Raw genomic sequence first — 21470 nt, forward strand, 5'->3', positions numbered from 1 at the left:
CTTGGCTGAAGAAACATGTAAGAACAAAGATGGGGCCATCTTAATTACAATCAACGCCCACCGCAGCTATCAGCAGAAGAGAGAGAGGCTATCGTGACCCTTCGCACCTATCAGAACCACACGCCGGCCCTGGGCGCCGGGGCTTTTGTCGATATTTCGGCGGTGGTGATCGGCGATGTCGAAATCGGCGCCGACAGCTCGGTCTGGCCGCTGACCGTGATCCGCGGCGACATGCACCGCATCCGCATCGGTGCGCGCACCAGCGTGCAGGATGGCTGCGTGCTGCACATCACCCACGCAGGGCCCTTCAATCCGGAGGGCTTCCCGTTGCTGATCGGCGACGACGTGACCATCGCCCACAAAGTCATGCTGCATGGCTGCACCGTGGGCAGCCGCATCCTGATCGGCATGGGCAGCATCGTCATGGACGGCGCGGTGGTGGAAGACGACGTGATCATCGGCGCCGGCAGCCTGGTGCCGCCAGGCAAGAAACTCGAAAGCGGGTTCCTGTACGTGGGCAGCCCGGTTAAACAAGTCCGCCCGCTGACTGACAAGGAGCGCGCCTTTTTCACCTACAGCGCCGCGAACTACGTGAAGCTCAAAGACCTGCACCTGGCTGAAGGATTCGACCGATGACCCTGCACTACCAAACCGTGCTGTTCGACCTGGACGGCACCCTCACTGACCCGCGCGAAGGCATTACCCGCTCGATCCAATATGCCCTCGGCAAACTGGGGATCGACGAGCCGGATCTGACCAAGCTGGAGCACTTCATCGGCCCGCCGTTGCTGCAAGCGTTCATGCAGTTCTACGGTTTTGATGAAGCCAAGGCCTGGGAGGCGGTGAATTTCTACCGCGAGCGCTTCAAGGTGACCGGCCTGTATGAGAACCGCGTGTTCGACGGTGTGATGCCGTTGCTGGAGGACTTGAGCGGCCAGGGGCGCCAACTCTACGTCGCCACCTCCAAGCCTTGGGTATTCGCCCGCGAGATCGCGCGGCACTTCGATTTCGCCAAGCACTTCAAGGTGATCTACGGCAGCGAACTGGACGGTACGCGCACCAACAAGGTCGAACTGATCGCCCACTTGATGAGCGAGGAAGGCCTGGACCCGGCCACCACCCTGATGATTGGTGACCGCAAGCATGACCTGATCGGCGCGCGCAGCAACGGGTTGGATTCGGCAGCGGTGGGGTATGGGTTTGGCAGTTTCGAAGAGCTGAATGCCGAGGCGCCGACTTGGCATTTTGAAACATTGGGTGAGATGCATCAGGCGTTCCTACAGCGGCCTTGAGACCGCCTTCGCGAGCAAGCCCGCTCCCACATTCGACCGCATTTATTCGGTAGGAACGGGGCCGAATGTGGGAGCGGGCTTGCTCGCGAAGAGGCCCTAAAGGCCATCACCTTGCAACTGCCTCAACGCTGCTTTGCGCTGGTCAATCGGCATCCCACCGATCTTCTCCACCGCCTTATAAAACCTCACCCAATCCCCACCTTCCCGCGCAAACAACGCCGCAAACGCCGGCACCCACTGGTCATACAGCCCGAACGGCAACAACCGCGCGTTGTTCATCGGCTGGTTGATCCACGCGTCATAACGCTTATCCCCGCCCCACTGGCTGTCGCGCAGTTGCCGGTACTCGCTGCGCAAACGCTCGAACTCGGCCGCCTTGGCCTGACGCATCGCATCAGCGGCCAGCGGTTGGGCATAGAGTTTTTCCAAGCGTTGCCGGGTGTCGAGGACCAGCTGGATAAACTGGTCACGCTGCTTCGACGTCGACAGGCTCTGCGGCGGCAACCCCCGCGCAGCACGCCATTGCCGCGTGCCTTCTTGCTCGACGAAATTGGCAAACGACTCGTTGAACTCGGTGTCGTCCTTCACATAGAAACGTTGGTGCGCCAGCTCATGGAAAATCAACGTGGCCAGGCGCTCATCGCCCCAGCTCATCATCGAATTCATGATCGGGTCGTTGAACCAACCCAAGGTGGAATAGGCCTCGACGCCACCGATCGACACATCCATGCCGCGCTGTTTCAACAACGCCGCCTCACCGCGCGCCGCACCCTGGTTGTAGTAGCCGCGATAGGCCACACAACCGGCAATGGGGAAGCAATGGGTTTCGGGGGACAGGGAAAACTCCTGCGTGGCAAACACATTCCAGACCACATAGGGTCGACCGATATCGGCATACAACCTGTAGCTCTGGTTGTCCGGCAGGTGCAAATGCTCACTGGCGAACGTGCGTGCTTTTTGTGATTGCGCCAGGTGTTCGCGCAACAGCGGTGGGCGAGACGGGTCGGCCAAGACCTGCTCCACCGACTCTCGGGCCCGCAGCAATTGCCATTGGCCGCTGGCCAACTGGCTGTAATAACTCACGCTGGAGCAGCCGCTGAGCAGCAAGACCATCACCCCTGGAAGAAAACGCCTGACCATGCCCCGACCGCTCCTGGGTAATTTGCTCGCCAGACTATCGCGCCTGTGCGGAATTTTTCCATGGCATGACGTGTTTATACTCATAGGGAGTCTGCTGCCATCGGCGCCAGGCTCACTACTTCCTTCCCATTGAGTGCCTGCCATGCGCCAGCTCTTGCTTCCCGTTGCCGCCCTGTTCCTCGGTGCCTGCACCACCACGCCCGTGCCACCGGCGGATCCACAGCAAGCGTGGGTCGACTTCACCACGCCGACACCGGGTTCCAAGCTGGTGATGGCGCAGCGCCTGGATGGCAAGAACCTGGAGGATGGGCGTTTCTTCCAATTCCCGCCCGGCCATCACGAACTGATGGTGCGCTTCGACTTTGAAGTCCCGGCCGGCGGCGGTTTGGGTGGGCTCAGCCAGATGATGTATCGCACCTGCTTCATGACCCTGGAATACGACCACTTCCAGGCCGGCCAGCGTTACGTGCTGGAAGGGCGCTCGCTGGCCTTCACGCCGAATATCCGGCTGTATGACTCGGCGCGTCAGTTGCTCGCGGAGGAACGCAGCGTCAACTGCATCTGATCAGTCGTTGTTTTTCTGGTAGATGATGCGCTTGGTGCCGTTTTCGCACGAACCGACAATCATCGCACTGTCGTGATTCTTGGCTTCTTCGGCGGTGATGATTTCCAGGGTGTACGAAGGAATCGCCTTGGCCTGGATCTTCACTTCAATCTCTTTCCTGAGCTCTTCACAATCTTTTGGCGCGGCCACGGCCGAAGTGGCCAATACACCGCAGATGATTGCCAAGGCAAAACGTTTCATGTGTGAAGCTCCCTGAATGCACTGCGCACGGATGTGCGCTTAGGCTGCAGGCTATTCGATCATATTTGAGGCTTCAGGAGCGAGCCTGCTCGCTCCTGAAGTAGAGGGATTAGCCGACCAGCGTGGCATCCAGGCTGATTTTCGCATTCAGCACCTTGGACACTGGGCACCCTTCCTTGGCCTTCTTGCTCAATTCATCGAACTGCGCCTGGCTTGCACCCGGAATCTTGGCCTTGAGGATCAGGTGCACGTCGGTGATCGCAAAACCACCGTCGACCTGGTCCAGGGTTACTTCAGCCTGGGTGTCGATGCTGTCGGCCTTGAGCCCGGCATCGCCGAGAATCATGGAAAAGGCCATGGAGAAACAGCCGGCGTGGGCCGCTCCGATCAGTTCTTCGGGGTTGGTGCCCTTGCCACCCTCGAAACGCGCCTTGAAGCCGTAGGGCGCTTCACGTAGCACGCCGGTTTCCGTGGAAATGGACCCCAGGCCTGTCTTCAGGTCACCTTCCCAATGCGCGGATGCTTTTTTCACAATACTCATAGCGGTCTCCTCGAACGGTGGTTTTGCGTCAGTAAGGGTTCTGAGGATAGTCGGACTGGCAAAGTTCATCTTGTGAGAGAAACCTAGCAATCAAGTAGGAAATTTCCTGAGTCGCTATTGAATCTCGGGTATATGCCCTCATTGCATAGACATGCACATGAAGCGGCAGGTTTTGGTTCGTCTAAGAAGCCTGCGCCCCCATTGGAGAAGCAGGCTTATGAAATCGCTGTCCGACGTAAAATTTTCCACCCTCGACCTGGTGCCCGTACGCGCCAATGGCAGCATCGCGCAGTCGCTGCGCAATTCCCTGGACCTGGCCCAGCACGTGGAAAAATTCGGCTACAACCGTTTCTGGGTGGCCGAGCACCACAATATGGACGGTATCGCCAGTTCGGCCACTTCGGTGCTGCTGGGCTACCTGGCCGGTGGTACCTCGACCATTCGCGTCGGTTCCGGCGGCGTGATGTTGCCCAACCACGCGCCGCTGGTGATCGCCGAACAGTTCGGCACCCTGGAAAGCCTCTACCCCGGCCGTATCGACCTGGGTCTGGGCCGCGCGCCCGGCTCCGACCAGATGACCGCCCGTGCCCTGCGCCGTGAGCGCTCCGGCAGCGCGGATGAATTCCCGGAAGACGTGGCTGAGCTGATGGCCTACCTGGGCCCTCGCACTCCCGACCAACGGATCATCGCCGTGCCTGGCACCGGCACTAACGTACCGGTGTGGCTGCTCGGCTCCAGCTTGTTCAGTGCACAGCTGGCAGGCGAACGCGGTTTGCCCTACGCCTTCGCCTCGCATTTCGCACCCCGCCTGATGCATGAGGCGATTCGCGTGTACCGCAATCACTTCAAACCGTCAGCCGTGCTGGATAAACCCTACGTGATGCTCGGCATTCCCCTGGTCGCGGCAGATACCGACGAGCAAGCGGACTACCTGGCTACCTCCGTCTACCAACGCATCCTTGCGCTGATGCGCGGGCAAAGCCTGGTGCAGCGTCCACCCGTAAAAACCATGGACGGCTTGTGGTTGCCCCATGAAAAAGACGCGGTCGGCAGCTTCCTGGGCCTGGCAATGGTCGGCGGCCCGGCGAAGATCCGCGCCAAGTTGGAGGTGTTGATCGAGCAGACCGGCGCCGACGAGCTGATTTTCACCAGCGACCTGTACGAACACGCCGACCGGATTCATTCCTACGAGCTGCTGGCGCAGGTGATGAAGGGCTAAAACCTTCAGACGAAAAAAACCGACGCAGCGCGTCGGTTTTTTATGTCTGCAACACGGGATTAACCGCGCTTGTAGGCAATTTCCTTGGTGCCACCCTCGCAGGTGCCGACCACTGTGTGATCGCTCGGCGCAGCGCCTTTATCCACCACTTCCAGCGAATAACCCGAAGCGCCCTTGGCGTCGATTTTCGCTGCAATTTCGCTTTTGAGCTCTTCACAAGGCTTGCCCGCCGCCAGGGCCGTGCCTGCAATGCTCAACAAACCTACCGCTAACAGGAACTTCTTCATCCGTTACTTTCCTTGCGCTGATCGAAAAGAGCGTGCCGACGCTTGTGGCATCGGCACCCATTGGTTGTAGCGCAGGTTATGGCAATCGGCCAGTCAGCAAGTTCAACCGATGCGATCAACTACTGGCAATTCGGAACCCCACCTTGAGGGTGACCTGGAAGTGCGCGGCCTTGCCGTCCTTGATGTGACCACGGGTTTCAGTCACCTCGAACCATTCCAGATGCTTGATGCTCTTGTTGGCCTCGGCCAGCGCATTGTTGATGGCGTCTTCGATGCTGGAGGTAGACGAGCCCACCAGTTCAACTTTCTTGTAGGTGTGATGATCACTCATGGCAGTTCTCCTAAGGGTCGTTAAGCAAGCGTAGCAGTCAATGTTCGTACTGCTTCTGGCGACTGTTCGTACCCGAAAGTTCAGATTTACTGCACTTTCTGAAACGGCCGCAGTCGGTATCTACACACGCCACTCAATCACTTCAGGAGAGTCCACATGGCCAACACTTCTTTACGCAAAGCGTCGCTGGAAAGCATGGAAGCCGAGATTTCGAGCCTGCTCAAGTCTTTGGAAAGCCTCAAGGACGATGCATCCGACGAGTCGCGCAAAACCTTGAAGGCCCTGAAAAGCAATGCCGAGAATGCCCTCAAGCACTCCCGCCACTTGATCAGCGATGCCTACGAAGAAAGCAAAGTCAAAATCCGCGAAACCGGTGTTGCAACCCGGGACTACGCACAAGAGCACCCATGGACCACAGCCGGCGTCGCCGTCGGTGCACTGGGCCTGCTCGCGGCTTATCTGCTGTGCAAACGCGGCGACTAAACCGGTTCGCGCCGTAGCTCAGCCTTGAGCCACTGCGCCAGTTGCCCGGCGCGCCCATCGGCGGCGCGCTTGGGCAGCCACAGCGCCAGGTGCGCCGGGGTTTCACTGAAACCCCACGGCGCCACCAGGCGACCCGCACGCAAGTCCTCGGCCACCAGCGGCTGCGGGGCGATGGCTACACCCAATCCTGCCACTGCCGCCTCCAGTAAATAATACAAATGCTCAAACCCCTGGCCATGTTTCAACGCGCCGGGCTCGATGCCGTGCTGCGCCGCCCAACTGGGCCAGGCTTGCGGGCGTGACGTGGTGTGCAACAGCTTTTCACCACACAAGGCCTCGGCGGGTGCCTCGCGCAAACGTTCATAGCCGGCAAAGCGCGGGCTCATCACCGGGCCGATGCGTTCACTGGCCAGCTCATACACCTGCATATCCGCCGGCCATGGCGGCTCAGCGAACACCAACAGTGCGTCCAAGCCTGGGCGGCGCGGGTCCAGATCCCCATCACCCGCCGACAGGTGCAGGCGCAGGTCCGGCAAGTCTGCGTTCAAGCGGCCCAGGCGCGGGATCAACCAGCGCGCCAGCAGGCTGCCCGAACAGCCGAGCACGAAAGGCGCGTCGGCACTGGCCTGGGTTAACTCGGCACATACATCCCTCAACCGCTCGAAGGCCTCGGCGCTGGCATCCCGCAGCCGAACGCCCGCATCTGTGAGTTTAAGGCCGCGACCTTCCTTGACGAACAGGCTGATACCCAAATGCTCCTCCAGCACCTTCAACTGGCGGCTAACGGCACCGTGGGTCACATGCAATTGCTCAGCGGCCTGACTGACGCTGTTCAAGCGCGCAGTCGCTTCAAAGGCACGCAGGGCATTGAGGGGCGGAAGGTCTCGACTCATCTGTGAGTTTTCCTGACAGGTTACGGCGATCTTATCGGTTTTCAGCGTAGAACGTCAGGGGTAGAGTGGCCCTCATTGCTTCCCACACCCCTTCTTTCCTGGAGCGTCCCATGACTCAGTCCCAGACCGATCTACGCAACGGCCCAGACGCCAACGGCCTGTTTGGCGCGTTCGGCGGCCGTTACGTCGCTGAAACCTTAATGCCGTTGATCCTCGACCTGGCCCGCGAATACGAAGCGGCCAAGGAAGATCCTGCATTCAAAGAGGAGTTGGCCTACTTCCAACGTGACTACGTCGGTCGTCCAAGCCCGCTGTACTTCGCCGAACGCCTGACCGAATTCTGCGGCGGCGCCAAGATCTACCTCAAGCGCGAAGAGCTGAACCACACCGGCGCGCACAAGATCAACAACTGCATCGGCCAGATCCTGCTGGCACGGCGCATGGGTAAAAAACGCATCATCGCCGAGACCGGCGCCGGCATGCACGGCGTGGCCACTGCCACCGTGGCCGCGCGCTTCGGCCTGCAATGCGTGATCTATATGGGCACCACTGACATCGAGCGCCAGCAAGCCAACGTGTTCCGCATGAAGCTGCTGGGCGCCGAAGTGATCCCAGTGGTGGCTGGCACCGGCACCCTGAAAGACGCGATGAACGAAGCCCTGCGTGACTGGGTGACCAACGTCGACAGCACCTTCTACCTGATCGGCACCGTGGCCGGCCCGCACCCTTACCCTGCAATGGTGCGCGACTTCCAGGCCGTGATCGGCAAGGAAACCCGCGACCAGCTGCAAGCCCAGGAAGGCCGCCTGCCGGACAGCCTGGTGGCGTGCATCGGCGGCGGTTCCAATGCCATGGGCCTGTTCCACCCGTTCCTGGACGACACCAGCGTCGAGATCATCGGCGTTGAAGCGGCCGGCCACGGCATCGAAACCGGCAAGCACGCCGCCAGCCTCAACGGTGGCGTACCGGGCGTGCTGCACGGCAACCGCACCTTCCTGTTGCAGGACGACGACGGCCAGATCATCGACGCCCACTCGATCTCCGCAGGGCTGGATTACCCCGGCATCGGCCCGGAACACGCGTGGTTGCACGACATCGGTCGCGTCCAGTACACCTCGGTGACCGACGATGAAGCCCTAGATGCCTTCCACAAATGCTGCCGCCTGGAAGGGATCATTCCTGCCCTGGAAAGCGCCCACGCCCTGGCCGAAGTGTTCAAACGCGCGCCGACCCTGCCGAAGGATCACCTGATGGTGGTCAATCTGTCCGGCCGTGGCGACAAAGACATGCAGACCGTGATGCACCACATGGAACAGTCTCAGCAGGAGAAACACTAATGAGCCGCCTGCAAACCCGCTTCGCCCAGCTCAAAGAACAGAATCGCGCCGCCCTGGTGACCTTCGTCACGGCCGGCGACCCTGGCTACGACACCTCGCTGGCGATCCTCAAAGGCTTGCCAGCCGCCGGCGCCGACGTGATCGAGTTGGGCATGCCCTTCACCGACCCGATGGCCGACGGCCCGGCCATTCAACTGGCCAACATCCGCGCGTTGAACGCCAAGCAGAACCTGGTGAAAACCCTGCAGATGGTCCGCGAGTTCCGCCAGGACAACAACGACACGCCGCTGGTGTTGATGGGCTACTTCAACCCGATCCACAAATACGGCGTGCCGCAGTTTATTGCCGACGCCAAGGCAGCCGGCGTGGACGGCCTGATCGTGGTCGACATGCCGCCCGAGCATAACGGCGAACTGTGTGACCCGGCCCAGGCGGCGGGTATCGACTTCATCCGCCTGACCACGCCAACCACCGATGATGTGCGCCTGCCGACGGTTCTGAATGGCAGCTCCGGCTTTGTGTACTACGTGTCGGTGGCCGGTGTGACCGGTGCTGGCGCCGCGACCCTGGAGCACGTCGAAGAAGCCGTGACCCGCCTGCGTCGCCATACCGACCTGCCGATCAGCATCGGTTTTGGTATCCGCACGCCGGAACAAGCGGCGGCCATCGCCCGCTTGGCTGATGGTGTCGTCGTAGGTTCGGCGCTGATCGACCACATCGCCAACGCCAAGAATGACCAGCAAGCCATCGACGGTGTACTGAGCCTGTGTGCGGCATTGTCGGAAGGCGTGCGTAACGCTCGTAAGTAAGGGCCCCGTAAGCAGTAGGTAAAGTTCCTGATACAGAGGAATCAACCCGCCCGGGCACGGCCTAAACAGCAAGACCAAGGGATTTCGAACCTCGTTCGAAATCCCTTTTTTGTTTGCGTGCCCTGAGGAATACCCGATGAAAATGCCCAAAACCGTGATTGCCGGCCTTGGCGTGCTGGTGCTTGGCGCCAGCGCCCTGGTGCAGGCTGCGCCTTATGACCAAGGCGGCCCTGACCGTGGCGGCCCGCAGGGCCAGCACGAACAACGCGGCGACGACCATCGCGGCCCGCAGGACAACCGTCGCGGCGGCCCGCCCCAAGACTTCGGCCCGGTCCGCCAGATCATCCACGACAACCACGGCCAGTTCGCCCGTGGCGCACCGCCACCGCCGAATGTACGCCTGGTGCGGGGCCAGCCGCTGCCGCGCGGCTATTACGGCGAACGTCTCGATAACCGGGCCCTGGCGCGCCTGCCGGTGTATCCCGGCTATGAATGGCGCCGTTCGGGGCCGGATGTGGTGTTGATCGCCGTGGGTACGGGCATCGTTTATGAGATTCTGGACGGTGTGCTCAACTAGGGCTTTCATCTAACTCGATCCGCTCGACCTTGCCCACCAACAATATGTAGGAGAGCGCCCCAAGCAACGCCAGCACCGCAATATAGGTTATTGCTGGCGCAAACGAATCGCCACTGGCCAGAAAGCCAATCACGATCGGCGTGGCAATCGCCGACAGGTTGCCGATGAAGTTGAACACCCCACCGGTCAGCCCCAACAGGCGGGCCGGTGCCAGGGTCGACACCAGCGACCAGGTAATCGACGCCAACCCATTACCAAAGAACGCCACCGCCAGGAACGCAATCACCCACGCCGTCGAATCCACATAGTTGGCACCGATGATCGCCGTGGAGATCAGCAGCCCGCCGATGATCGGCAACTTGCGCGCGAACCCCACCGACGCGCCGCGACGAATCAGCCAGTCGGAAAAGATCCCCGAACACAGTACGCCGACAAACGCCGCCAGGAATGGCAATGACGCCAGCAGGCCGGACTTGATGAAGTCCATACCGCGATATTTCACCAGGTAGGTCGGGAACCAGGTCAGGAAGAACCACAGCGTGGAGTTGAGGCAGAACTGCCCCAGGTAGATCCCCCAGAGTTTGCGCTTGCTCAACACGATGCCCAGGTCGACCCAACTGAACGGCGCCTTGGCGGCTTTTTCCTGCATATCTACCAAGCCGCCACCTTCACGGATCAGGTCGATTTCAGCGGCATTCGCGCCTTTGAAATCCTTCGGTTCGCGGTACACCGCGTACCAGATCACCGCCCAGACAATGCCCACGCCACCGGTCGCGACAAACACCATGTGCCAGCCAAAGGCATGTTGCAGCCAGGCCAGTACCGGCGTGAGGAATGCCAGCCCGACAAATTGCCCGGAGGTATAAACGCCAATCGCCGTGGCGCGCTCACGCTCGGGGAACCAGGTGGTAACCACACGGCTGTTGATCGGGTAGGCCGGCGCTTCCAACGCGCCCACCGCCATGCGCAACACGAACAGCGCGATAAAGCTGGCGGCGAAGCCGAGCATGACCGTGGCGATGGACCACAACAGCAGGGCCGCCGTGTAGAGGATGCGCGGCGGCACGCGGTCCACCAGCCAGCCGCCGGGGATCTGCATGGCGGCGTAGGTCCAGCCGAACGCGGAGAAAATCAGCCCGACGTGCACCGGGTCGATCCCCAACTCACTGGTCAGGGCCGGGGCGGCGATGGACAGGTTGCTGCGGTCGAGGTAGTTGATGACCACGGTGATAAACAGCAGCACCATGATGAAGAAGCGCTTTCGGGTAGGCGTGACTAAAGAAGCCTGCCCGGTGAAGGATTCAGGGTGCATGGGGGGTTGCCTCTTCTTATGTTTATTGAGGGCTTGCAGGAGCCGGCAGCCCGGCTCCTACAGGGTGCTTACCACTCGGCGAAGCTGCCGTCGGCGTGGCGCCATATAGGGTTACGCCAGCGATGGCCGATGGCCGCGCGTTCGATCACGTATTCCTCGTTGATCTCGATGCCCAGACCCGGCCCGTTGGGGATCTTCACAAAGCCCTGGTCATAGTCGAATACGCCCGGATCGCGCACGTAGTCGAGCAGGTCATTGCTCTCGTTGTAGTGAATGCCCAGGCTTTGCTCCTGGATAAACGCGTTGTAGCAGACCGCGTCCAATTGCAGGCACGCCGCCAGGGCAATCGGGCCCAACGGGCAGTGCAGGGCCAGGGCCACGTCGTAGGCTTCGGCCATGTTGGCGATCTTGCGGGTTTCGGTGATGCCACCGGCATGGGACGCATCCGGCTGGATGATGTCGACATAGCCTTCGCTGAGCACACGCTTGAAATCCCAACGCGAGAACAGGCGCTCGCCCAGGGCAATCGGCGTGCTGGTCAGCGGCGCCAGCTCTTTGAGCGCTTCGTAGTTCTCGCTGAGCACCGGCTCTTCGATGAACATCAGCTTGTACGGGTCGAGTTCCTTCATCAGCACCTTGGCCATGGGCTTGTGCACCCGGCCATGGAAGTCGACGCCGATGCCGACGTTGGGGCCCACCGCGTCACGCACGGCGGCGACGTTGGCCAGGGCCAGGTCGACTTTTTCGAAGCTGTCGACGAACTGCAGTTCTTCGGTGCCGTTCATCTTCACCGCCGTGAAACCACGGGCCACCGCCTCTTTGGCAGCGCGGGCGGTGTCGGCCGGGCGATCGCCGCCGATCCAGGAATACACGCGGATCTTGTCACGCACCTGGCCGCCGAGCAGATCGCTGACCGACACACCGAGGGCCTTGCCCTTGATGTCCCACAGCGCCTGGTCGATGCCGGCGAGGGCGCTCATGTGCACCGCGCCGCCGCGGTAGAAGCCGCCGCGATAGAGCACGGTCCAGATGTCTTCGATATTGCGGGGGTCTTTGCCGATCAGGTAGTCGGACAGTTCTTCGACAGCCGCTGCCACGGTGTGGGCGCGGCCCTCGACCACGGGCTCACCCCAGCCGGTCACACCCTGGTCGGTCTCGACCTTGAGGAAGCACCAGCGCGGCGGGACGATAAAGGTCGTCAATTTCGTGATTTTCATCTGTTATCTCTCTTATAGATGCGGCGCCGGTAGGCGCGAAACTTGATTCAGCTGAGGGCTTTCCAGGCGGCGACATAAGCCTGGGCGCGGCTCGCTACCTGATCCACGGTCATACCCGGTTTGAACAACCCGGAACCCAGCCCGAAGCCTTTGGCGCCGGCGTCGACAAACACCTGCATGTTGTCCGGGGTGATACCGCCTACCGGCAACAACAAGGTGCCGGCCGGCAAGACAGCCAGCCACGCCTTGATCACCGAAGGGCCCATTTGCTCGGCGGGGAACAGCTTCAACACGTCGGCGCCTTCGGCCAGTGCGGCGAAGGCTTCGGTCGGCGTGGCCACGCCCGGCGACAGAAACAGGCCTGCGGCTTTCGCAGCACGCAACACCTTGGCATCGCTGTGGGGCATGACGATCACCTGGCCGCCGGCCGCCTTCACGTGCTCGACCTGCTCCGGCGTCAACACCGTGCCGGCACCGATCAGGCAATCGGCGGGCAAGCTGTCGCGCAGGGTGCGGATACTGGTGTAAGGGTCGGGCGAATTCAGCGGGACTTCGATCACCCGAAACCCCGCCTGGTACAGCACCTGGCCGACAGCCTGGGCTTCGTCCGGGCGGATGCCGCGCAGGATGGCGATCAAACCGTTTTGCGCGAGTGCTTGCTTGAGCATGTCAGGCCTCCAATACAGGTTGAGTGAGCCCGGCCGCCACGGCCAGTTGCCACAGGCCGCGCTCGGTGGCTTCCTGCGCCAGGCTGACGTGGGCAAAGCCGCAAAGGGCGAGGGCGCGTTGATAACGGGTGCAAAGTGGCGCGGCGCCGACCAGGATGATCGGCTTGTGTTTGGCGCTGTCGGGCAGACCGGCGAGTTCATGGCCGATAAGCAAGCCGGAGAGGTAATCGGGCTGCTGGTCAGGCGCGAGTTCGCCGGTGAGCCCGAGGGTGCGGGCACTGAACAAGGTGGACAGCACGCCGCGCTGGCCGTCTTCGGAAAGCGCCACGTGCACGCCTCGGTCGAAGGCTTCGGCCTGGAATCGCTCGCTGGGTTGCTGGGTACGCCCGAGGATGCTGTGTTTGCTCAACACTGCAAACAGCTCGCCGGTCATGAAGGTATCGAAGTGCGTGATGCAGCCGTCGACCACCTCGACCCACTTGGAATGGCTGCCCGGCAGGCCGATCAACCCATCGGCGCCCAGCCCTTGCAGCACGCCCAGCACTTGGGTTTCTTCGCCGCGCATTACGTTGGGCAAGCCGACCTGCTCAATCACGCCTGGCACGATGTGCACGTCCACGCCGCGCAGGCTGTGCACCTGGTGCAGCGCCTGGCCGAGGCTGGCGACGTCGACCGGGGTATTGCGATAGGCCGCTTCGCTCCAGCCTTGGGCGCTGCCGACCATGCCACAGGCAATCACCGGCAAACCCGGTTCGGCGTCGAGCCAATCCCCGCAGGCCGCATCAAACGCCAACTCGAAGCCGTTGCTGCAACGCACACCGGCAATGTCCCGGGGTTCGGCGGGCAAATGCATGATGCCCCACGCCAGCGAGCGCTGTTCCAGCACGGTGCCTGCGGGGCCGAGTTTGTAAGCACGAAGGGAGCTGGTCCCCCAATCGAGCGCGATCAATTGCGCCTGCATCGCTTCACCTGAGTTCTGAGCGGATGCAGCGAATATAAACCTACGCGGGCGCAAGTCTCAATATATAAATATCAATCCCATATTTAGGGATTTTATTCAGGAAAAGGCTGACAAGTTCAGTTCCCGCATCGCCCCCATCCACACCGCATAGTCGGTGTGGTCCTTCAAGTCATCGCCGGTCTCGGGGTGCAGGAACACCACCAGCCCGTTGCGATGGATCATCAACCATGGCAGCACCACGCCGATGTATTCGGGATCGAACGCCAGTTGGCAGCTCCAATCCGGGTGCGGGCCCACCGGTCGTTCGTGCACACGCCCCATGCGCAGCGGGAAGAGTTTGGCGGCGTCTTCGCACAGGGTGCGCGCCTGTTCGATGGTGCTGGCGTCGAAGTAGATATGGGCGTGGTAGCCCTTGATACATTGCATGGCGGACTCCGGATCCAATAGGCGCCAGATGCTAGACCGCAATGGACGGCAGGGCCAGCCCGGTCAGCGACTGCGCGCTGCTGGCTTGTTCTGCCACCAGCCAGTCGACGAAGCGCTCGACCAACTGCCCTCGGCGTTTGCGCTGGGGCTGCACCACGTAATAGCCAAAGCGCGAGATGACGGTGTCGCTCACCGGTCGGCACAACCAGCCCTGCTCCAGCAGGTTATCCACCAGGTGCCGCCAGCCGATAGCCACGCCCTGGCCGGCAATCGCCGCCTGGATCAACAGGGTGTAATTGTCGAAACGCAATTGGCCGGGCGTCGGTGCGCTGGCGATGCCCAATTCGCGAAACACACCGCTCCAGTCGAACCACTGGCTGTTGTTTTCCTGGCGCAGGTGCAGCAAGGGGACATCGTGCAAATTTTGCACAGTCAGCGGTGTCGCCTGTTCCTTGAGCCACTGCGGGCTGCACACCGGGAACACTTCCTCGTTGAACAGCCACAGGCTGTCGCCCTGCTTGAAACGGCCGTCGCCAAACAACACCGCCACGTCGATATCGCTGCGCAAAGTGGCGTGGTTGCGCTCGCTGGTCACCAGGCTCACATCGACATGAGGGTTGGCCTGGTGAAAGCGATGCAGGCGCGGCATCAGCCAATAGGCGGCGAAGGCGAAGTCGGTGGCGACTTGCAGCACTTCATGCTGGTCCTGTTGGGTGATCAGGCTCAAGCCCTGGTTGATGCCCTGCAAACCGCCTTGCACATGCTCGAACAACAGGGCGCCAGCGTCAGTCAGCTCGATACCTCGGTAGATGCGATCAAACAGGCGAATCGCCAACTGTTCTTCCAGGCGCTTGATCTGCTGGCTGATGGCCGGTTGGGTGGTGCCCAGTTCCATCGCGGCGGCGGTAAAACTGCGATGGCGTGCGGCGGCTTCGAAGGCGCGCAGCAAATCGAGGGACAGGTCACCGAGGGCTTCATACATAAGCTGTGCTTATCCTAGACATTGCTTTTCATGGGCTTTACCCCACTTTTCGTGGGCTGCATGCTCATTGGCATAAACACCGCCTATGGAATGCCGATAGATCATGAAGCGCAAGAACATTCTTTTCATCATGGCCGATCAAATGGCCGCCCCGTTGCTTCCGTTCTACGGTTCTTCGCCTATCAAGTTGCCCAACCTGAGTCGCCTCGCCGAGCAGGGTGTGGTGTTCGATGCCGCCTATTGCAACAGCCCGTTGTGCGCGCCATCGCGTTTCACCCTGGTGAGCGGCCAGTTGCCGAGCAAGATTGGCGCCTACGACAACGCCGCCGACTTCCCCGCCGATGTGCCGACCTACGCCCACTACCTGCGTCGCCTCGGCTATCGCACCGCTTTGTCGGGCAAGATGCACTTCTGCGGTCCCGACCAGTTGCATGGCTACGAAGAACGCCTGACCAGCGACATCTACCCCGCCGACTATGGCTGGGCGGTGAACTGGGACGAGCCGGACGTGCGCCCCACCTGGTATCACAACATGTCGTCGGTGCTGCAAGCCGGGCCGTGCGTGCGCACCAACCAGCTGGATTTCGACGAAGAGGTGGTGTTCAAGGCGCAGCAATACCTGTTCGACCATATCCGCGAAGACGGCGACCAGCCGTTCTGCCTGACGGTATCGATGACTCACCCTCACGACCCGTACACCATTCCCAAACCGTTCTGGGACCTGTACGACGATGCCGACATCCCGTTGCCTACAACGCCCGCGCAAAGCGATCTCGACCCGCATTCCCAGCGCTTGCTCAAGGTCTACGACCTGTGGGACAAGCCGCTGCCTGTGGATAAGATCCGCGATGCACGGCGTGCCTACTTCGGCGCGTGCAGCTATATCGACAGCAACGTCGGCAAGCTGCTGCAAACCCTGGAAGACACCGGCCTGGCCGACGACACCATCATCATCTTCTCCGGCGACCACGGCGACATGCTCGGCGAACGCGGCCTTTGGTACAAAATGCACTGGTTTGAAATGGCCGCCCGCGTGCCGCTGCTGGTCAGTGCGCCGGGACAGTTCGCGGCAGGCCGCGTGAGCAAAGCCGTGTCCACCGCCGACCTGCTGCCGACTCTGGTGGAACTGGCCGGCGGCGAGCTGGACCCGCGCCTGCCGCTGGACGGCCGCTCGCTGGTCCCGCACTTGCAAGGGCAGGGCGGGCATGACGAAGTGTTTGGCGAGTACATGGCCGAAGGCACCATCAGCCCGCTGATGATGATTCGGCGGGGCGCCTACAAATTCATCTACAGCGAAGACGACCCTTGTCTACTGTTCGATGTACACAACGACCCACGGGAGCAGGAAGACCTCAGCCAGTCGCCGCAACACCGGGCACTGTTTGCAGCCTTCCTGGACGAGGCGCGGGCCAAATGGGACATCCCGGCGATCCACCAACAGGTGCTCGCCAGCCAACGCCGCCGCCGTCTGGTGTTTGAAGCACTGACCCAGGGCAAGCTGAAGAGCTGGGATCACCAGCCACTGGTGGACGCCAGTCAGCAATACATGCGCAACCATATCGACCTCGACGACCTGGAGCGCAAGGCACGTTATCCACAACCCTGCCAAAACCAATAACACTGAGGGAAGGCCATGCAAAAGTTAACTGTGATGCTGGGGCTCCTGGCGCTGGGAAGCGCCAATGTTTACGCAGACGCCAGTTGTGAAACGGTAAAGATGGCCGATCCGGGCTGGAGCGATATTGCGGCCACCAATGCCATCACCGGTTTTCTGCTGACGGGCATGGGCTACAAACCCAAGGTCGACACCCTGGCGGTGCCGATCACCTTTGGCGGGCTCAAGGACGGCCAGGTGGATGTGTTCCTGGGCAACTGGATGCCGGCCCAGCAGGGCTTCTATGACAAGTTCGTGGCCAATGGCGACGTGGTGCAACTGGCGAAAAACCTCGACGGCACCGAGTTCACCCTCGCCGTGCCCGATTATGTGTGGGACGCCGGGGTGCATGACTTTGCCGACCTGAACAAATTTGCCGACAAGTTCGACAAAAAGATCTACGGCATCGGCTCCGGCGCACCGGCGAATATTTCGTTGCAGGAAATCATCAAGAAGAACGACTTTGCGCTCGGCCAGTGGAAGCTGGTGGAGTCCAGCGAACAGGCGATGCTCGCCGAAGTGTCGCGGGCGGTTAAGAAGCAGAAATTCGTGACCTTCCTCGGCTGGACCCCGCACCCGATGAACGTGCAGTTGAAAATGCACTACCTCAAGGGCGGCGAGAAATATTTTGGTGACACCGGCAGCGTGTATACCTTGACCCGCAAAGGGTATGCGCAGGCCTGCCCGAACGTAGGAAAACTGCTGACCAACCTGAGTTTTACCCAGGACATGGAAAACAGCATCATGGCCGAGGTGGCCAACAACAAGGTCAGCAATGCCGATGCGGCGAAGGCGTGGATCAAGGCCAACCCGGCGGTATTGGATAAATGGCTGGAGGGCGTGAAGACCGTAGATGGCAAGGATGCGCTGGCTGCTGTAAAAGCCAAACTCTAAAGGCCCAACACTCCTTCTTGGGAGGCGCCCTATTGTGGCGAGCGGGCTTGCCCCGCGTTGGGCTGCGCAGCAGCCCCAAAACCTGGGAACGCGGTCTTTTCAGTAAGATCGTGTCAACCGAACAGTGGGCTGCTACGCAGCCCAACGCGGGGCAAGCCCGCTCGCCACAAGGTACCCGACATCATCTAAACGGTTGGGCCTGATAATCTCAGTCAAACCTTTCAAACCGAGTCCGCGATGCCCCGGCCCAACCGCCACACACTCTTCCCCTTCCTCGCCTGGCTCCCGCGTCAGACCCGCGCCAGCGTCGGCCGGGATGCGATGGTGGGCCTCAGTGGCGCGGTTCTCGCCTTGCCACAGTCAATTGCCTACGCGCTGATCGCCGGTCTCCCACCCGAATACGGCTTGTACGCCGCAATCATCCCGGTGCTGATCGCCTGCCTCTGGGGTTCCTCCTGGCATCTGATCTGCGGCCCCACGGCGGCGATTTCCATTGTGCTCTACGCCAGCGTCAGCCCGCTGGCCGTGCCGGGCTCGCAGGACTACATCACCCTGATCCTGTTGCTCACCTTCCTCGCCGGGGTTTTCCAGTGGCTGCTGGGCATGCTGCGCTTTGGCGCGCTGGTGAATTTTGTCTCTCATTCAGTGGTGCTCGGTTTCACCCTGGGTGCCGCCGTGGTGATTGCGCTCGGGCAGCTGCCCAATCTGCTGGGGCTGGATTTACCGAGCCAGGCCACGGCGATCAATAGCCTGCTGGCACTGATCCACCATAGCGGCGAATGGGATCACGCTTCACTCATACTCGGGCTCGGTACCTTGCTGGTGGGGGCACTGCTCAAATACCTCGTACCGCGCTGGCCGACCCTGTTGATCGCCTTGGCGCTGGGCAGCCTGGTGGCGTGGCTGTGGCCGGCGATGTTCGGGCATGTGGCGCTGGTCAGTTCGTTTATCGGCAAACTGCCGCCGTTCAGCCCGTTGCCCATGGACCTGGACGTGATCCTGCGCCTGCTGCCGAGCGCCGTGGCGGTGGGCATGCTGGGGCTGGTGACCAGCTTGTCGATTGCCCGCTCGCTGTCGGCGCGTTCGCAGCAATTGCTCGATGCCAACCAGGAAGTGCGAGCGCAGGGTTTATCCAACATCGTTGGCGGATTTTTCTCCGGGTATTTGTCAGCCGGTTCGTTCACACGCTCCGGCCTCAGCTACGAGGCGGGCGCCTGTTCGCCGTTGGCGGGCGTGTTTTCCGCGTTATGGGTGGCACTGTTTGCGCTGTTTGGCGCGGCATTGATCGCCCATATTCCGATCCCGAGCATGGCCGCGAGCATCTTGCTGATCAGTTGGGGTTTGGTGGACCGTCGCGGCATTCGCGCGTTATTCCGCGTCAGTCGCGCCGAGTTCGTGGTGATGAGCCTGACCTGCGTCGCCACCTTGCTGTTGGAGTTGCAAACAGCGATTTACGCCGGGGTGCTGGCGTCGCTGTTTTTCTACCTCAAGCGCACCTCGCAGCCACGGGTACAGCAATGGCGCGATGGCGATGAAGATGTGCTGCGGGTGGGCGGCTCGATCTTTTTCGGCGCCAGCCACTACCTGCAAGTACGCCTGCAAAGCCTGCAGGGCGAACGGGTGGTGATCGAGGCGCAGCAGATCAACTTTATCGACTATTCCGGGGTGGAGATGCTGCACCAGGAAGCGCGGCGCTTGCGCGGGTTGGGGCGCAGCCTGACATTGCGTCGGGCCAGGCCGCAGGTAGTAGAAGAGTTGAAAAAGCTGGAAGGGGCCGACCAATGCCCCATCCAGTTCCAGGAGTGATTACAGCGCCAACTGGCGGCGTAGCTCTGCCAGTACGGGCGCCGAGTCCGGGCGCACGCCGCGCCACAGGAAGAAGGCTTCCGCCGCCTGTTCCACCAGCATGCCCAGGCCATCCATCGCCACGGCTGCGCCTTGTTCGGTGGCCCAGCGGCAAAACGCGGTCGGTTCCTTGGCGTACATCATGTCGTAGCAAAAGGTCTTGCCCGGTTCGATCAGGCTGCCCGCAATCGGCGGTACATCGCCTGACAGGCTGGCGGAGGTGGCGTTGATGATCACGTCCACCGGCTCACGCAACCAATCGAAACCACTGGCGGACACCGGGCCCAGGTCGTCGAACAACTCAGCCAGCATTTCGGCCTTTTCCACCGTGCGGTTGGCGATGATCAGCGAAGCAGGCTGTTCGGCCAGCAACGGCTCCAACGCGCCGCGTACCGCGCCACCAGCGCCCAGCAACAAGATGCGTTTGCCTTGCAGGCTCAACCCGGCGTTAACCGTGAGATCACGCACCAAGCCCGCACCGTCGGTGTTGTCGCCCAACAGGCTGCCGTCGGCCAGTTTGCTCAGGGTGTTCACAGCGCCCGCGCGCTGGGCGCGTTCGGTCAAGGTGTTGGCCAAGCGGTAGGCATCCTCCTTGAACGGTACGGTGACGTTGGCACCCCGACCTTGTAGAAAAAACTCACGGGCACAGCCAGTGAAATCCTCCAGCGGCGCCAGCAAGGTGCTGTAGTCCAGTTGCTCGCCGGTCTGCTCGGCGAACATGCGATGGATCAGCGGCGACTTGCTGTGGCCGATGGGGTTGCCGAACACGACATAGCGGTCCATCAGACGGCCGCCTTGGGCGCGGTAAGGCCCAGCCAGTCGCGGTCTTGCAGGAAGTAGTCGGTGAGGCGCGCTTCTTCGCTGCCGGCCTCGGCCTTCCAGTCGTAGCTCCAGCGCACCTGCGGCGGCAGCGACATCAGGATCGACTCGGTGCGTCCGCCCGATTGCAGGCCAAACAAGGTGCCACGGTCGTAGACCAGGTTGAATTCAACGTAGCGACCACGACGGAACTCCTGGAATTCGCGCTGCTGCTCGGTGTAGGCGGTGGCCTTGCGGCGCTGCACGATCGGCAGGTAGGCGTCGATGTAGGCATCGCCGATGGCGCGGATGAAGGCGAAGCAGGTGTCGAAGTCCCACTCATTCAGGTCATCGAAGAACAGGCCGCCGATGCCGCGCGGTTCGTTGCGGTGCTTGATGTGGAAGTAGGTGTCGCACCAGGCTTTGTAGCGCGAGTACACGTCTGGACCGAACGGCGCACAGGCCTGCTCGGCCACGCGGTGCCAGTGGATGCAGTCTTCTTCATTGCCGTAGTAAGGCGTGAGGTCGAAACCGCCGCCGAACCACCACACCGGCTCTTCGCCTTCTTTTTCAGCGATGAAAAAGCGCACATTGGCGTGGGAAGTCGGTACGTGTGGGTTGTGCGGATGAATCACCAACGACACACCCAGGGCTTCAAAGCCGCGACCGGCCAATTCAGGACGATGCGCGCTGGCAGATGGTGGGAGACCGCTGCCAAACACGTGGGAAAAGTTGACGCCGCCTTTTTCGATCACCGAACCGTTTTCGATCACACGGGTGCGTCCGCCGCCGCCGGCAGGCCGGGTCCAGGCGTCTTCGATAAAGCGAGTGTCCGTCTCGAAGGTTTCCAGGGCGCTGCAAATGCGGTCTTGCAGGTCAAGCAGGTAGGCCTTTACAGCCTCGGTGCGGGTAGTCATGGCATCACCTTGAATCGGGCAAAGCTACGCGAGGCCATTGGGCGTCGGCGGCAAATGGGCGCACAGGATACCACTGCACCCG

At 61.4% G+C, this 21470-nt stretch carries 25 protein-coding genes; 11 read left to right on the forward strand and 14 right to left on the reverse strand.

The annotated features are described in order from the left end of the window. The first annotated feature begins 93 nt into the window (after window positions 1-93). A complete protein-coding gene (locus H096_RS17580) occupies window positions 94-636 on the forward strand; it encodes a gamma carbonic anhydrase family protein (protein ID WP_033900414.1) in 543 nt (180 codons plus the stop codon). Continuing rightward, on the forward strand, window positions 633-1292 hold the full coding sequence (locus H096_RS17585; protein ID WP_033900415.1) for an HAD family hydrolase: 660 nt from the start codon (window positions 633-635) through the stop codon (window positions 1290-1292). The genes H096_RS17580 and H096_RS17585 overlap by 4 nt, the downstream gene beginning before the upstream one ends. A 96-nt stretch (window positions 1293-1388) precedes the next feature. On the opposite strand, the gene H096_RS17590 is transcribed toward H096_RS17585, so the two are convergent. Then, window positions 1389-2432, reverse strand: coding sequence for an aminopeptidase (locus H096_RS17590; protein ID WP_033900417.1), 1044 nt, complete (start codon window positions 2430-2432; stop codon window positions 1389-1391). 142 nt (window positions 2433-2574) lie between these two features. Between H096_RS17590 and H096_RS17595 the strand changes: the two genes are divergently transcribed. After that, complete coding sequence (locus tag H096_RS17595) at window positions 2575-2997, forward strand: hypothetical protein (RefSeq protein WP_033900419.1); 423 nt, start codon at window positions 2575-2577, stop codon at window positions 2995-2997. Here the strand turns inward: H096_RS17595 and H096_RS17600 are convergent, their stop codons facing one another. Both H096_RS17600 and H096_RS17605 read right to left on the reverse strand, forming a co-directional pair. Next, window positions 2998-3237, reverse strand: a complete 240-nt coding sequence (locus H096_RS17600; RefSeq protein WP_016969660.1) for a DUF1161 domain-containing protein — start codon at window positions 3235-3237, stop codon at window positions 2998-3000. Between the two features lie 109 nt (window positions 3238-3346). Beyond that, on the reverse strand, window positions 3347-3778 hold the full coding sequence (locus tag H096_RS17605) for an OsmC family protein (RefSeq protein WP_033900422.1): 432 nt from the start codon (window positions 3776-3778) through the stop codon (window positions 3347-3349). A gap of 217 nt (window positions 3779-3995) precedes the next feature. Between H096_RS17605 and H096_RS17610 the strand changes: the two genes are divergently transcribed. After that, complete coding sequence (locus tag H096_RS17610; protein WP_033900424.1) at window positions 3996-4997, forward strand: LLM class flavin-dependent oxidoreductase; 1002 nt, start codon at window positions 3996-3998, stop codon at window positions 4995-4997. 59 nt (window positions 4998-5056) lie between these two features. Here the strand turns inward: H096_RS17610 and H096_RS17615 are convergent, their stop codons facing one another. Both H096_RS17615 and H096_RS17620 read right to left on the reverse strand, forming a co-directional pair. After that, on the reverse strand, window positions 5057-5284 hold the full coding sequence (locus tag H096_RS17615) for a DUF1161 domain-containing protein (protein ID WP_028618619.1): 228 nt from the start codon (window positions 5282-5284) through the stop codon (window positions 5057-5059). Window positions 5285-5399: 115 nt separating this feature from the next. Beyond that, entirely contained in the window at window positions 5400-5615 is a 216-nt protein-coding gene (locus H096_RS17620; protein ID WP_007953919.1) for a dodecin, read from the reverse strand. A 156-nt stretch (window positions 5616-5771) separates the two neighbouring features. Here H096_RS17620 and H096_RS17625 point away from each other — a divergent pair, with 156 nt between their 5' ends. Continuing rightward, window positions 5772-6098: a DUF883 family protein gene (locus tag H096_RS17625; protein ID WP_003170746.1), complete on the forward strand. Its 327-nt coding sequence runs from the start codon at window positions 5772-5774 to the stop codon at window positions 6096-6098. Here the strand turns inward: H096_RS17625 and H096_RS17630 are convergent. Then, window positions 6095-6991, reverse strand: a complete 897-nt coding sequence (locus H096_RS17630; RefSeq protein WP_033900427.1) for a LysR family transcriptional regulator — start codon at window positions 6989-6991, stop codon at window positions 6095-6097. The genes H096_RS17625 and H096_RS17630 overlap by 4 nt on opposite strands. A 110-nt stretch (window positions 6992-7101) precedes the next feature. Here H096_RS17630 and trpB point away from each other — a divergent pair, with 110 nt between their 5' ends. From trpB to H096_RS17645, 3 genes are all read left to right on the forward strand, one after another. Then, window positions 7102-8328, forward strand: a complete 1227-nt coding sequence (trpB, locus tag H096_RS17635; protein ID WP_033900430.1) for a tryptophan synthase subunit beta — start codon at window positions 7102-7104, stop codon at window positions 8326-8328. Further along, a complete protein-coding gene (trpA, locus tag H096_RS17640) occupies window positions 8328-9137 on the forward strand; it encodes a tryptophan synthase subunit alpha (RefSeq protein ID WP_033900432.1) in 810 nt (269 codons plus the stop codon). The genes trpB and trpA overlap by 1 nt, the downstream gene beginning before the upstream one ends. A 136-nt stretch (window positions 9138-9273) precedes the next feature. Continuing rightward, window positions 9274-9714, forward strand: a complete 441-nt coding sequence (locus H096_RS17645) for an anti-virulence regulator CigR family protein (protein ID WP_033900434.1) — start codon at window positions 9274-9276, stop codon at window positions 9712-9714. On the opposite strand, the gene H096_RS17650 is transcribed toward H096_RS17645, so the two are convergent. From H096_RS17650 to H096_RS17675, 6 genes are all read right to left on the reverse strand, one after another. Continuing rightward, entirely contained in the window at window positions 9707-11026 is a 1320-nt protein-coding gene (locus H096_RS17650; RefSeq protein ID WP_033900436.1) for an MFS transporter, read from the reverse strand. The genes H096_RS17645 and H096_RS17650 overlap by 8 nt on opposite strands. A gap of 68 nt (window positions 11027-11094) precedes the next feature. After that, complete coding sequence (gene dgoD / locus H096_RS17655) at window positions 11095-12243, reverse strand: galactonate dehydratase (RefSeq protein ID WP_003170741.1); 1149 nt, start codon at window positions 12241-12243, stop codon at window positions 11095-11097. A gap of 47 nt (window positions 12244-12290) precedes the next feature. Then, window positions 12291-12911, reverse strand: a complete 621-nt coding sequence (locus H096_RS17660) for a 2-dehydro-3-deoxy-6-phosphogalactonate aldolase (protein WP_033900437.1) — start codon at window positions 12909-12911, stop codon at window positions 12291-12293. 1 nt (window position 12912) lies between these two features. Continuing rightward, a complete protein-coding gene (locus H096_RS17665; RefSeq protein ID WP_033900439.1) occupies window positions 12913-13872 on the reverse strand; it encodes a 2-dehydro-3-deoxygalactonokinase in 960 nt (319 codons plus the stop codon). Window positions 13873-13968: 96 nt separating this feature from the next. Beyond that, window positions 13969-14298, reverse strand: coding sequence for a DOPA 4,5-dioxygenase family protein (locus H096_RS17670; protein ID WP_033900441.1), 330 nt, complete (start codon window positions 14296-14298; stop codon window positions 13969-13971). A gap of 31 nt (window positions 14299-14329) precedes the next feature. Then, entirely contained in the window at window positions 14330-15280 is a 951-nt protein-coding gene (locus H096_RS17675; protein WP_033900443.1) for a LysR family transcriptional regulator, read from the reverse strand. A gap of 103 nt (window positions 15281-15383) precedes the next feature. Here H096_RS17675 and betC point away from each other — a divergent pair, with 103 nt between their 5' ends. The 3 genes from betC to H096_RS17690 all read left to right on the forward strand — a co-directional run bounded on the left by betC (window position 15384) and on the right by H096_RS17690 (window position 19634). After that, the gene (gene betC / locus H096_RS17680) at window positions 15384-16898 is read left to right on the forward strand and encodes a choline-sulfatase (RefSeq protein WP_033900445.1); all 1515 of its coding nucleotides are present in this window, start codon (window positions 15384-15386) and stop codon (window positions 16896-16898) included. 15 nt (window positions 16899-16913) lie between these two features. Continuing rightward, window positions 16914-17828, forward strand: coding sequence for a choline ABC transporter substrate-binding protein (gene choX, locus H096_RS17685; RefSeq protein WP_033900446.1), 915 nt, complete (start codon window positions 16914-16916; stop codon window positions 17826-17828). A 237-nt stretch (window positions 17829-18065) separates the two neighbouring features. Next, window positions 18066-19634: a SulP family inorganic anion transporter gene (locus H096_RS17690; RefSeq protein WP_033900448.1), complete on the forward strand. Its 1569-nt coding sequence runs from the start codon at window positions 18066-18068 to the stop codon at window positions 19632-19634. Here H096_RS17690 and aroE read toward each other — a convergent pair whose 3' ends face one another. Continuing rightward, a complete protein-coding gene (aroE, locus tag H096_RS17695) occupies window positions 19635-20456 on the reverse strand; it encodes a shikimate dehydrogenase (protein WP_033900450.1) in 822 nt (273 codons plus the stop codon). Continuing rightward, on the reverse strand, window positions 20456-21388 hold the full coding sequence (gene hemF, locus H096_RS17700) for an oxygen-dependent coproporphyrinogen oxidase (protein ID WP_033900452.1): 933 nt from the start codon (window positions 21386-21388) through the stop codon (window positions 20456-20458). The genes aroE and hemF overlap by 1 nt, the downstream gene beginning before the upstream one ends. Between the last annotated feature and the right edge of the window lie 82 nt (window positions 21389-21470).

The organism is Pseudomonas sp. FH1 (assembly GCF_000510895.2).
In the GTDB taxonomy this organism is placed as follows: domain Bacteria; phylum Pseudomonadota; class Gammaproteobacteria; order Pseudomonadales; family Pseudomonadaceae; genus Aquipseudomonas; species Aquipseudomonas azotoformans_A.